This window comes from Providencia hangzhouensis (genome assembly GCF_029193595.2).
Taxonomy (GTDB): domain Bacteria; phylum Pseudomonadota; class Gammaproteobacteria; order Enterobacterales; family Enterobacteriaceae; genus Providencia; species Providencia hangzhouensis.
Window position 1 is genome coordinate 777,936 of record NZ_CP135052.1, and the last position, 13,231, is coordinate 791,166.

Sequence of the window (13,231 nt, forward strand, 5' to 3'; positions counted from 1 at the left end):
TTATTATGGCAATGCGTTTAGGTGACGAACAAGACGATAGCGGTGAAATGCATGAAATTAACGTAACACCTTTTATTGATGTTATGTTGGTTTTATTGATTATCTTTATGGTTGCGGCACCATTGGCAACAGTTGATATTAAAGTCGACTTACCCGCCTCGACAGCGAAGCCGCAGCCGCGTCCTGAAAAACCTGTATTTCTAACGGTTAAATCGGATAGCCAGCTTTTTATTGGTGACCAAGCTGTGACAAAGGAACAGCTTGCTTCTACACTTGACCAAGCAACGAGTTCCAATAAGGAAACAACAATCTTTTTCCAAGCGGACAAGAGTGTTGATTATGAAACTATGATGGATGTAATGAATGCATTGCGTCAATCAGGGTACTTGAAGATTGGTTTAGTGGGAATGGAAGCGACATCATCCTCAAAATAAGCTGATTAAGCCATATAAACGCGTTTTATCATTAAGGGTAAAACGCGTTTTTTTATGATCTAACCATACCACTAAGATAAGTTCGTGTCTTACTAACCTCCCTTAGGTACTATTTGTGAAAATCCAAGCGCATTTATTTATCTAATTAATTTTTTTTTAAAGAATTTTATTCTTATTTGACATTTTTTATTCGCAATTTGATAAGGTAGCTTGACCATTGTGCCCATTTTTTTACTCTATTTTGGATGTTTTCGCTTGTATTCCCGATAAGTAATAAAGATTTTCATTAGTTTTTATAATGAATTGTTATATGTTTCTCCTTTCTTATGATAGTAATTTCTATTGATATTACCTTTTTTTCTACCTACTCATTAGTCATATTGATTCATTTTCTTGGTTTTTTAATTTATAAATACGAGTTAAATGACCTATTAATTCTGGTTATTTTATCAATGACAATGCAATAATGATGTAAAACTTTATTAAAAATAAACCATGTTACCAATAAGGATTTATATAAGTATTATTTTTAATCTATTTTTGTATATTCCCTTATTAATAGGGTGGTTATTTAATAAAAGAGAGATTGGTCAAAAAATGATTGTTTATCATAGGTCTGGTTGTTTTTATTTTTAATTTTTAGGTTGATAAATCTTAATTACGTAAATACTACTAATAAATTATAATGAAAAATATGTTAATTTTATTAATGTTCAAAAAGTTTTATTATTCCAGGGAATATATTTTTAAAGCTAATTTATATATTTAATTAATATTAAATTTATTTTTAAATTTGAAATGAATTCTTTTTTATAAAAAATGTAAATTGTTTGTAATATCTTAACTATAGGTTAAATATTTTGCCTCATTCTTATGTTCTTGCTGTATCTTTTTGATTTAAATTGATTTTGTGTTTTATCCTGTATCTTGTCATGAAAATAAAAAAACACTTGCGCAACAAAAGTGTTGCGCTATAATGCAATCAATAACATTTAGAAACACTTTTAAATACTTTATTATACTGAGTTATCTATTTTTATAATTTACTTATGCTAGGGAATTAATAAGGCCAACACTAATTTGGGAATCATACAAAGTTAGTGAATATTTAGGTCTTAACATTAAAAATAGATATAGTTACTTAACAGTTAGCTCAGCTAAGTAAATGTATTTAGACCGTGATATAAGTGTTATTACTGGAGTCAAATGGGCTGACTACAGACTACGCATAGCAAGCGTCGCCGTAATACGGCAATTTCATATTATACTCTTCTATAGATAAAATAAGACTACACTTCCAGCGTTATCATTGAGATAGCGCTTTTTTTTTATTCCTAACTATCTCTTTAAATCTGGCTGTGCTCGAGATCAATTTGCCTCTCGTTTTATGATGAAATAACTTCACGAAAAAATTTATCGGAGTATGATGTTGCCACTTCGCTGTGGGGATCGATATAAATACTTATAACGATAATTATACAACGGCGAGTTTCTCTGCCAAGGTCTGGCGTGAATGAATTGGAAGTAACAATGACTTGGTCTGATTTTAAATCTCGCTATCTCATCGGTTTTTGGAAACCATTACCTGCAGTTATTGCCGCAGGTATCTTATCAACCTATTATTTTGGCTTGACTGGCACGTTTTGGGCAGTTACGGGTGAGTTTACGCGTTGGGGCGGGCACATCATGCAATTATTTGGCGCTGAACCAGAGACATGGGGCTATTTCAAAGTTATTGGTTTTGAAGGTACACCATTGGATCGCATTGATGGTGTGATGATTATTGGTATGTTTGCTGGGTGTTTTGCCGCTGCGTTATGGGCAAATAATATCAAATTACGAATGCCTCAGCACCGTATCCGTATTTTTCAAGCTATTTTGGGCGGTATTATCGCTGGATTTGGTGCTCGTTTGGCAATGGGGTGTAATTTAGCCGCATTCTTTACTGGGATCCCTCAATTCTCATTACACGCGTGGTACTTTGCTGTTGCTACTGCGGCAGGGTCATATTTTGGTGCGAAATTTACACTAATGCCAATGTTTCGCATCCCTGTGAAACTGAAAAAAGTCAGCACCGCATCGCCGTTAACACAAAATCATAATGTGGCGAAAAGACGCTTTAAACTAGGAATGGTGATTTTCACATTAGCACTAGCTTGGGGTTTTTATACTTTATTAGACTCCCCTGTGATGGGTTTTGCTATCTTATGTGGTATTGGCTTCGGGTTACTGATTGAAAGAGCGCAAATTTGTTTTACCTCCGCATTCCGTGATCTGTGGATCACCGGACGCACACATATGGCCAAAGCTATCATTATTGGTATGGCAGTCAGTGCAATTGGTATCTTCAGCTATGTACAGTTAGGCGCAACGCCAAAAATTTTATGGGCTGGGCCGAATGCAGTGATTGGTGGATTACTGTTTGGCTTCGGTATTGTGCTCGCTGGTGGTTGTGAAACGGGCTGGATGTACCGTGCGGTCGAGGGCCAAGTCCATTATTGGTGGGTTGGTTTTGGTAATATCATTGGTGCTACGGTGCTGGCTTATTACTGGGATGATTTAGGTCCTTGGTTGGCGACTGATTTTGACAAAGTTAATTTACTTGAAACCTTTGGACCAGAAGGTGGATTGCTAGTCACTTATGGATTATTAGCGGTAGCATTTGTGTTGATGTTGGTCTGGGAAAAACATTTTTTCCGTAAACGTTCTCAAAAAGCATCTAATGTATCCGTGGAGGTAATATGAGTAATAAAGACATTATCCCTGATTATCGTTTAGATATGGTCGGAGAACCTTGCCCATATCCAGCAGTAGCAACACTAGAAGCAATGCCATCGTTGAAAAAAGGCGAAATATTAGAAGTGGTAAGTGATTGCCCGCAGTCGATTAATAATATTCCTCTAGATGCGAAAAACTACGGTTATACGGTGTTGGATATTCAGCAAGATGGGCCGACTATTCGTTATCTTATCCAAAAATAACGAATACGCGTCATATTTTGCACTGTCGCGGTGTTGGCTTCATGCGTTAGCCCTAGTCACATACTTGTGTATGCTCCTAGGTTCTAACGCATTTGCCGCCTTGCGACAGCACAAACTATTTAGCGTATTGGTATTGGTCATACTTCGCACTGTCGCGGTGTTGGCTTCATGCGTTAGCCCTAGTCACATACTTGTGTATGCTCCTAGGTTCTAACGCATTTGCCGCCTTGCGACAGCACAAACTATTTAGCGTATTGGTATTGGTCATACTTCGCACTGTCGCGGTGTTGGCTTCATGCGTTAGCCCTAGTCACATACTTGTGTATGCTCCTAGGTTCTAACGCATTTGCCGCCTTGCGACAGCACAAACTATTTAGCGTATTGGTATTGGTCATACTTCGTGCTGTAGCGTTGTTGACTGCACTTATAGGCTTACTCTTCTTGTTCTTGCCAATTAGTAATATCTAGGACCAGCTCGCATTCATCATCCATATAAGCGCCTGTTGGTACAAAACCAAGTTTTTTGTAGAACTCAAATGGGCTTTCTTCCCCTTCACCACAGCTATTATAAAGGCGTGGATATCCTTTTCTTTTTAAATAATGGATGACTTGAACTAGGGCTTCACGGCCGAATCCCAGCTTTTGGTAGGGTTCAGCAATCATAAAACGCCAAAGCATAATACCGTTATATTCTAATTCATCATCATCTAACCCAGAATGCAGCATGATGAAACCGACAGGGACATCATCGGCGTAAATGCCTCGATACCATGCGCAATCAGAAAACTGGGCTTCCACCATGGAATAGGCATTGTCAGCCACCATATTACGTTGTGCTTCACTAAGCGTATGACTTAGTAAGCAAATTTCAGAAAAATTATCGGCGGTGACTTTTTGTAGGGTAACCAGTGAATTTTCATCTAATTCAGGTTCGATGAGCTCTTTCATAACATTTCCTTCGACAGAATATTGACCATAATCATCAGTGATGGGCTATTTTTATTATTGTTGTTGAACATAATTAAATATTAGAAATTTGCGATATGGATATAAATCAATCAACCAGAGATTTCACTACCAGTCAATGACTTAATTGTGGCTATGTAAGCGGGATCTAAAAAGTGATGGCAACTTACTTAAGTGTGAGTTGCCATTGTGAGGGCGATAGAGGGGATAGAAACAAATTAGTGCTCGGCTTCGCCACCTAATACATCAATCAAGCGAGCGATTAATGCACTAAGTTCACCTGTCATTAATACGTAATCAGCATCAAATTTTTGCGCGTAGTCTTCTTTAGCGATGTCGTCATTTTGGTCTTTTAATGTATCGCTAAATTTGAGGCGCTTCAGGGAACCATCATCAGATAACATGAACTGGATACGCTCTTCCCAATCCAAGGCCAGTTTGGTAACGAGTTTACCGGCTTCAATGTGGGTGGCAATTTCATCAGAAATGAGTTCTTGCTTCTTACAGCGGATAATACCACCTTCTTCTAAGATAGCTTTTAGCTCCGCTTCATCCATGACGGCAAAACCTTGTGGTAATGAGCCCGAACGGATCCATTCAGTGAGTGTTAGCTCTATTGGGTCTTTAAAAGTCAGAGGGACGACAGGTAAGGAACCTAAGCTTTTGCGGAGTAAGGCTAAATTGTCTTCAGCGCGTTTTGCACTTGCGGCATCAACAATAATTAATTGATTTACTGTATCAATCCAAATGTAGGTTTTACTGAATTTACTGAATGCACGAGGAAGGAGTGAGTGAACAACTTCATCTTTTAGTGAATCTTTTTCTGTTTTCTTCAGCTTACGGCCTTGGTCAGCTTCCAATTTTTCGATTTTATCCTGCAATTCTTGCTTAATTACAGGAGATGGCAGCATTTTTTCTTCTTTTTTAGCACAGATAAGAATTTGATTACCCGCTGCATGTGTCAATGTATCACCACCATTCATAGGGGAAACCCAGCCAGTTTGCATCATATCTTGGCTACCACAAGGGTGATAGGCGAGGGCGGCAAGCTGTTTCTCTAAATCATCTGCGGAGAGTGCCAAATCCCGATTCAGGCGATAGACCAATATATTCTTGAACCACATGAAAAACCTACCTTTGTTGATAAATAGCCAGTTAGAGCAGGGGGCTATGATAGCGAATTGTCTGTTATTAAGCGAAAAAAAATGCGCTGTCGTTGAGGGCTGCTATCATTTCATTGGTTAACTATTGATAATACCCCTCAAAGCAAGCCATGATAGCTATAGAAGCCCTGACATAAAAACTTTAAATAGTAGAGAACATCATAATGAGAATAGGTATTGACCTTGGTGGAACCAAAATTGAAGTTATTGCATTAGATGACAGTGGCAATACTTTGTTTCGTAAACGTATTCCAACACCTCGTGGTGATTATGACGCGACACTTAAAGCGATAGCAAGTTTAGTGGCAGATGCAGAAACGGCGACTGGGTTGTCAGGTAGTGTTGGTGTGGGGATCCCTGGAACTTTGTCTCCTGTGACTGGTAAAGTTAAAAATGCCAATTCCACATGGCTTAATGGTAAACAGTTTGATGCCGATTTAAGTCATCTATTAAACCGTGAAGTAAAAATGGCGAATGACGCTAATTGCCTAGCTGTTTCAGAAGCGGTTGATGGTGCAGGAGCGGGTGAGAAGGTCGTGTTTGCTGTTATTATCGGAACCGGTTGTGGTGCAGGAATTGCGATAAATGGGCAAGTGCATTCAGGGGGAAATGGCGTTGCAGGGGAATGGGGGCATAACCCTTTACCATGGCAAGATGAGCAAGATAGGCAGTTTCTAGTATCAGAAAGCTGTTATTGCGGGCTGACGGGCTGCACCGAATTGTTTGTTTCAGGTACAGGGTTTATGGCGGATTATGCAAAAATGTCAGGAAGCCAAAAAACGGGGATGGAAATTGTTGCATTAGCTCAAACAGGTGATAAGCATGCCACCATTGCACTGGAAAATTACCTTAATCGCCTTGCAAAAGCCCTTGGACAAGCCATTAATATGTTAGACCCAGATGTGATAGTGCTAGGGGGCGGAATGAGTAATGTTGATTGCCTCTATGAAGAGCTACCAAAGCGTATTCGTCAGTGGGTGTTTGGTAGGGAGTGTGATACACCGATTCGTAAGGCGGTGCATGGCGATTCGAGTGGGGTTCGCGGAGCTGCTTGGTTGTTTTCGTCCTAATTTACGCTGTCGCGGTGTTGGCTTCATTCGGTTACTCGGGTCACATACTTGTGTATGCTCCCCGAGATACTCTCTTTTGCCGCCTTGCCTCAACTCGAATTATTTAGAAAAAATACTTGGTTTCTAATCAAATGAAAGTTCTTTAGGAAAAATACTTAATTTCTAATCAAATGAAAAATATGTATAAAACTAATGATTAAATAATCATCTTTTATTTCTTAAATTAAATTTAGATTAATTGAAAATAATTTGATGGATATATTTATAGAATAAAAAGGATAAGTAAAAATAAAGGTGCTTTCTTGGCTAAATAAAGCACAGAAATTTAAGTTAAATAAGTTTCTTTAATACTCAGTGATATAAATCACAGTTCTTTTTTTCCTACGAAAAATATTCACAACTCCTCAATGGAATAAGTTGAGTTAATTAAGGTGAATTTGTCATCATTAATTCATTTTTGTGAGCTATATAAAAATCAAGCTCAATAAAAAGATGAAAACCGTGATTTAGTCACAAAAAATGGTTACTGTTTGCAGTGTATTATCATTAAAAATTGACGTCATGCACATAGTGTAAAATTTTAACGCTAACTTTGTTGTTTATTTGTTCAATTTTACAGGGTAGGTACTCAGATTTGAGAGGCAATTTTCTCTCAATAATGGCAACTAAGGGGATTACATGAATAAAGTATTAAAACTTTCAACACTTGCTATGTTAGTCGCATTTAATGCGAACGCAGCAACAGTTGATTTACGCGTAATGGAAACATCGGATGTTCACAGCAACCTCATTGATTTTGACTATTATAGAGACAAGCCGACAGAGCAATTTGGTTACGTTCGTACCGCGACATTAATTAAAGCCGCTAAACAAGAAGCGACAAACTCAGTATTAGTGGACAACGGAGATTTAATCCAAGGTAGCCCATTAGCAGACTATATAGTAGGTGAAGGTTTAAAAGACGGTGAATCTCACCCTGCACATAAACTTTTAAATACTATGGGTTACACCGTAGGTAACTTCGGTAACCATGAGTTTAACTTTGGATTAGAATTCTTACATAAAGCTATTGATGGCGCAAAATTCCCATACATTAACGCTAATATTATTGATGCGAAAACGGGTAAAAACTACTTTAACCCATACATTATTGTAGATACACCGGTTAAAGATAGAGACGGTAAAACGCACACTATCAAGATTGGTTACATTGGTTTTGTTCCCCCACAAATTCTTATTTGGGATAAACCAAATTTAGAAGGCAAAGTTTTAGTTAATGACATTACTGAAACTGCGAAAAAATTTGTACCACAAATGAAAAAAGAAGGTGCGGATTTAGTTGTTGCTATTCCTCACTCTGGTTTTTCTCAAGAGCCATATAAAGCAATGGCTGAAAACTCAGTTTATTACCTCAGTGAAGTCCCAGGTATCGACGCTATCATGTTTGGCCACTCACACGGCGTGTTCCCTAGCAAAGATTTCAGCGATATCAAAGGTGTTGATATTGCAAAGGGAACAGTTAATGGTGTACCTGCGGTTATGCCAGGACAGTGGGGTGATCATTTAGGTGTGGTTGATTTAGTGGTCAATAATGATGATGGCGCGTGGAAAGTGGTTGATGCAACAGCTCATGCACGCCCTGTCTATGATAAACCAAATAAGAAAGCCTTGGTTGAGCGTGATGGCGACCTAGCAAAAATTATTGAACAAGAACACCAAGATACTCGTAAGTTTGTCGGAAAACATATCGGTAAAGCATCCGAAAATATGTACAGCTACTTAGCATTGGTTCAAAGCGACCCAACTGTACAAATCGTGAATGATGCTCAAATCGATTACACCAAAAACTTTATTCAAGGTGACCCTGACCTCGCAGATTTACCAGTTCTTGCAGCCGCAGCGCCATTTAAAGCGGGTGGACGTAAAAATTCACCGACTGAATTTATTGAAGTCGAAAAAGGTGATTTAACTTTCCGTAATGCTGCTGACTTATATTTATATCCAAATACATTAGTTGTAGTTAAAGCCACAGGTGCGGATGTCGTCGAGTGGTTAGAATGTTCAGCCGGGATGTTCAATCAAATCAACCCACAATCAACAGCACCACAAAGCTTATTGAATTGGAATGGTTTCAGAACTTATAATTTCGATACAATTAGTGGTGTAAATTACCAAATCGACCTGACTCAGCCAGCGAAATACGATGTTGATTGCCAAACAGTCAACAAAGATGCTAACCGAATCAAAAACGTAACCTACCAAGGTAAACCGATTGATCCAAAAGCAACTTTCTTAGTGGCAACGAATAACTACCGTGGCTACGGCGGTAAATTTGCTGGAACAGGTGATAATAATGTTGCATTTGCATCACCGGATGAAAACCGTTCTATTTTAGCGGCTTATATTGCTAAAGAGTCTAAAAATAAAGGACAAATTGCGACTAAAGCGGCTAATAATTGGTCATTCACTCCAATTAAAACAGACAAAAAACTGGATATTCGCTTTGAAACTGCACCAAGTGAAAAAGCAGCAAAATTCATCAAAGAGAATGCGCAGTATCCGATGAAACAAGTCGGTACTGATGATATTGGTTTCGCTATTTATCAAATAGATTTAACCGAGAAGTAATCTGAACACATTGATATCATTCAAGCCTACCTACGGGTGGGCTTTTTAGTGGCTAAATAATGTGTTTAAGAGGTACTTTTTAGAGGGGAAAATAGTGCTCGGAATATTAAGACAATTTTTACATTAAATATTCCGAGCAGTTATGATTAAGGTAACCATTATGGAGCTACTCATAAAAGACATTTAACATAGGTAACTTAGTGTGTTTATCATACTCAACTTTCACATATTCAGATTCTACCTTTTGGCCATTTTTTAAAGAACCAGTTATTGAAACATCTTTACCTTTTCGGTAACACGTAATATTCACTCGCTCTTTATGTTCAACCTTAACTGAACATTGTGGCTCATAGATATAACCTGTAAATGTAATTGTACCTCCTGATGAATTATTACTTGCATAGGTGAAAGAACAACTTGAAATGATTATAGCAACAACAGATGTTAGTAAAGATAAACCTTTCATAGTCCACCCCCCCTTAATAACACTTACACGATGGAACGTGTTTTTGTGCTCTCACTTTTAGTGTAGTTCAAATATCTATAATGCAAAACTAAAAATGAAAATATACTTAGAGTTTAGTAGGGTGATTGGCTAATGAATTGATAAATATCAACTTATGTAGTTGTCAAATTTCGCATGTTCAATTAATAGTCAGACGGTAACACGAGTGTAATAATAATAGTATAATTGTAAATATTTCTTTTTATTTCGATAAACTATTTTGAATAAATATGTTTTATTGAGGGTGCGGATTAATTTAGAATAAGTTATAAGTTAAAACTATGATCATCATTGGTGATGACATTGAATTATTCACCTTGATTATATCAAATAAATAAAATCCTCTCGTAAATATATTACGAGAGGATTATTTAAATTCTTAGTATTCTAGTTTATTTGAAAACTTTGAAACGAACATCGTCGTCCATAAAGTCTTTATCACCAGCGGGTGCATTAATCGAACCAAATACCATTTGAGCGCGTAATATCCAGTTAGCTGGTACATTCCATGTTGTTTGAACGTCATTATCAATCAGTGGATTGTAATGTTGCAAAGATGCACCGATATTTTCTTGTGATAATGCTGTCCAGACTGCAAATTGTGCGATACCACTGGCTTGTTCAGACCAAATTGGGAAATTATCCGCATATAAAGGGAATTGTTCTTGTAAACCTTTTACGATGTTTTCGTCTTCAAAAAACAGAATAGAACCAGCCCCTGCAGCAAAGCTATCAATTTTTTGTTCTGTTGAAGCGAAGGCTTGCTCAGGAACAATTTTACGCAGTGCTTCTTTAGTCATATTCCACAATTTTTTGTGTTCAGCACCAAATAAAATTACCACACGAGACGTTTGCGAGTTAAATGATGATGGTGAATGTTTAACTGCTTCTTTAATTAGTTTCGTGACGTGTTCTTCTGATACTGGTAAAGCATCGCCGAGGTTATAAATAGTACGACGATTTTTAATCATTTCGATAAATGCGTTAGACATTTTAGTCTCCTAGCTTTTCATTAGCGCACGGCATTTTATTGAATAAATCTTAGAAGCCGTAGTGTGTTTCAATGGTTATTACTATAACTTGGCGAATGAAAAATCATAGAAAAAAAATTTAACGATAAGGTTCAAATTTTTGCACTAAGTTAAGCTTTGCTTTTAATTTGTTTAAAATCAATATATTAAATATGTTTCTGGTGAGGTTTTATGATGGGAGATGACATTAATAGGCACAAATGAATAATATACATATAAAATAATTGAGCATAGAAAAAGAGAGAATAGATGGGGCATTAAAGAGCCTAGCAAGAGGCGTAATCCTGCTAGGCAAGAATGATAACTAGTTTTACTTAATTGAGTTCACTAACATTTTTGGTTATTTCGATTTTAGTTCCACCAAAATTATCAATGATGTACTTTCTTACCGCTTCAGTGTGGTACAGTTCTGCTAATTTGGCAAATTTAGGGTTATCCTTGTTATCTGTTTTAACAACTAATAAATTGATATTATTAATAATAGTCTCATCATTCTCTTCCCTAAATAACGAGTCAGTTAAAACGTTTAACCCGCCTTCTTGTGCAGCGGTATTACCTATGACTGCAATATCAACATCAGGCAATGCTCTTGGGCCATGAGCATATTTTATTTGCCTAAAAACTAAGTCCTTAGGGTTCGAGACAATATCATTAGTAGACCCTGTGGCTTGGTTAAAATTAGGTTTTAATGCAATTAACCCCGACTTTTCAAGTAATTTAAGTGCACGTATATGGTTGGCGGCATCATTGGGAATGGCAACGATAGATTGCTTAGGTAAATCAGCTAATTTTTTATGTTTTACCGAATATATGCCCATTGGCTCAAAGTAGGTGGTTGAGATCGCCGTTAATTGGTTATTATGATTTTTATTAAAATCTTTTAAAAACCTCCAAGATTGAAATGCATTAACATCAACATCTCCGTCAATGGTAGCGACGTTGAGTGTTATTCCATCGTCAATAATTTTGACATCAATATCGAGGTTGGCTTGTTTAGCTTCCGGTGATTGGGCAATAAATTTCCATATATCCGCATCACTACCGTGGCTGCCAATAATAATTTTTTGTGAAGTTACTTTTTGTGGTTCTGTAATTTCATTGGTGTCTTCTTCTTGGGAGCAAGCCACTAAGGCTGATAACGACAAGGACAATAACACTGCAGGTAGTTTTTTCATTTGATGATCTCTAATTGGTTTTGTTCTCGGTATCTAACCAAATAAAAATAACGCTTTATAAATAATATTTTTTTCGTATTTCTTATTTTCAGTTATATAAGATGTTAACTGTTACAAAAAGTTATATCGATATAGTTTTAAATTATTTTTAGTAATATCAGATGTGGTATTTAATCGAGTGATAAATATATCTTGAATTTTATTCATTATTTAAATAAATATTTTAGAAGGTCGATTAATATGTCTATAACACAATTACCCATTATTGATTTACAAGAACTCGAAAACCCTGAAACACGAGAGAATTTCTACAAAAAATTACGGTTTATTGCTAGAGAAATTGGTTTTTTTTATCTTGTTGGGCACAATATTCCTGTTGGTACACGTGAGCAACTATTAGCCACAACTAAACAATTTTTTGCCTTACCTCAAAGCGAAAAAGAAAGCATTTCGATGGAGCACTCAAAGCATTTTCGTGGGTATACAGCATCCACGGAAGAGAGCACTCGTAGCCAGCCGGATTACCGTGAACAGATTGATATTGGTGAAGAGTTACCTGCATTGCAACTTAATCAAGATGACCCTATCTGGTTTAATTTACACGGGCCAAACCAATGGCCGCAATCTTTACCTGAACTTAAATCTCAGGCACTTGCGTGGCAAAGTGAAATGCGAACCATTGCAGTAAAATTAATTAAAGCGTTTTTAGTTGCACTAGAATTACCTGAAAATAGTTTTGATAAAATTATTGCCGAGCCGGCACAACATTTATTAAAACTTATTCATTACCCGGCAAGAGAAAATAATAATGAAGGAGAGCAAGGCGTTGGCGCACATAAAGATGCGGGGATCTTAACCTTATTATGGCAGGACAATAGTGGAGGCCTACAAGTTGAAACAGATGTAGGCTGGATAGATGTTGAACCTTTGGAAAATGCATTTGTGGTAAATATTGGAGAAGTATTTGAATTAGCCACTAATGGCTATTTACGTGCGAATGTTCATCAAGTTGTTAGGCGTAAAAATAGTCATTCTCGTTATTCTATTGCTTATTTTATTACGCCAAATATTTTTGCAGAAGAAGTCCCATTATTAAATTTACCCCATTATTTAGCGCAACAAGCGTTAGGGCCTGATAGCGATCCATTGAATCCATTATTTACCAACCTCGGAAAAAATGTCATTAAAGGGCGCTTGCGCTCCCATTTAACGGTCACACGTCGCTTTTATCCTAAGGAATATGAGCAAATAATAAGTAATAATAATATTATCTGAGCA

The 13,231-nt window shown here is 36.9% G+C and carries 11 protein-coding genes; 6 read left to right on the top strand and 5 right to left on the bottom strand.

All coding sequences use genetic code 11. The features are described from left to right. Positions 1 to 5 precede the first annotated feature (5 nt). From exbD to yedF, 3 genes are all read left to right on the top strand, one after another. A complete protein-coding gene (exbD, locus tag PZ638_RS03315) occupies positions 6 to 434 on the top strand; it encodes a TonB system transport protein ExbD (RefSeq protein WP_094961939.1) in 429 nt (142 codons plus the stop codon). Positions 435 to 1,964: 1,530 nt separating this feature from the next. Then, entirely contained in the window at positions 1,965 to 3,179 is a 1,215-nt protein-coding gene (gene yedE / locus PZ638_RS03320; protein ID WP_004905600.1) for a selenium metabolism membrane protein YedE/FdhT, read from the top strand. Beyond that, positions 3,176 to 3,415: a sulfurtransferase-like selenium metabolism protein YedF gene (gene yedF / locus PZ638_RS03325; RefSeq protein ID WP_004905598.1), complete on the top strand. Its 240-nt coding sequence runs from the start codon at positions 3,176 to 3,178 to the stop codon at positions 3,413 to 3,415. The genes yedE and yedF overlap by 4 nt, the downstream gene beginning before the upstream one ends. A gap of 432 nt (positions 3,416 to 3,847) precedes the next feature. On the opposite strand, the gene PZ638_RS03330 is transcribed toward yedF, so the two are convergent. After that, the gene (locus PZ638_RS03330) at positions 3,848 to 4,363 is read right to left on the bottom strand and encodes a GNAT family N-acetyltransferase (RefSeq protein WP_004905596.1); all 516 of its coding nucleotides are present in this window, start codon (positions 4,361 to 4,363) and stop codon (positions 3,848 to 3,850) included. Between the two features lie 236 nt (positions 4,364 to 4,599). After that, a complete protein-coding gene (rdgC, locus tag PZ638_RS03335) occupies positions 4,600 to 5,505 on the bottom strand; it encodes a recombination-associated protein RdgC (protein WP_094961941.1) in 906 nt (301 codons plus the stop codon). A 203-nt stretch (positions 5,506 to 5,708) separates the two neighbouring features. Here rdgC and mak point away from each other — a divergent pair, with 203 nt between their 5' ends. Together mak and PZ638_RS03345 are read left to right on the top strand one after the other, a co-directional pair. Continuing rightward, positions 5,709 to 6,614, top strand: coding sequence for a fructokinase (mak, locus tag PZ638_RS03340; protein ID WP_094961942.1), 906 nt, complete (start codon positions 5,709 to 5,711; stop codon positions 6,612 to 6,614). A gap of 678 nt (positions 6,615 to 7,292) precedes the next feature. Continuing rightward, positions 7,293 to 9,242 carry a bifunctional 2',3'-cyclic-nucleotide 2'-phosphodiesterase/3'-nucleotidase gene (locus tag PZ638_RS03345; RefSeq protein WP_094961943.1) on the top strand — a complete coding sequence of 650 codons (1,950 nt, stop codon included), beginning with the start codon at positions 7,293 to 7,295 and terminating at the stop codon, positions 9,240 to 9,242. 166 nt (positions 9,243 to 9,408) lie between these two features. On the opposite strand, the gene PZ638_RS03350 is transcribed toward PZ638_RS03345, so the two are convergent. The 3 genes from PZ638_RS03350 to PZ638_RS03360 all read right to left on the bottom strand — a co-directional run bounded on the left by PZ638_RS03350 (position 9,409) and on the right by PZ638_RS03360 (position 11,953). Further along, positions 9,409 to 9,708 carry a type 1 fimbrial protein gene (locus tag PZ638_RS03350; protein ID WP_094961944.1) on the bottom strand — a complete coding sequence of 100 codons (300 nt, stop codon included), beginning with the start codon at positions 9,706 to 9,708 and terminating at the stop codon, positions 9,409 to 9,411. A gap of 431 nt (positions 9,709 to 10,139) precedes the next feature. Further along, a complete protein-coding gene (locus PZ638_RS03355) occupies positions 10,140 to 10,739 on the bottom strand; it encodes a nitroreductase family protein (protein ID WP_004905586.1) in 600 nt (199 codons plus the stop codon). Between the two features lie 353 nt (positions 10,740 to 11,092). Beyond that, positions 11,093 to 11,953 carry a MetQ/NlpA family ABC transporter substrate-binding protein gene (locus PZ638_RS03360; RefSeq protein WP_272674235.1) on the bottom strand — a complete coding sequence of 287 codons (861 nt, stop codon included), beginning with the start codon at positions 11,951 to 11,953 and terminating at the stop codon, positions 11,093 to 11,095. Positions 11,954 to 12,193: 240 nt separating this feature from the next. Here PZ638_RS03360 and PZ638_RS03365 point away from each other — a divergent pair, with 240 nt between their 5' ends. After that, entirely contained in the window at positions 12,194 to 13,228 is a 1,035-nt protein-coding gene (locus PZ638_RS03365) for an isopenicillin N synthase family dioxygenase (RefSeq protein ID WP_094961945.1), read from the top strand. Positions 13,229 to 13,231 lie beyond the last annotated feature (3 nt).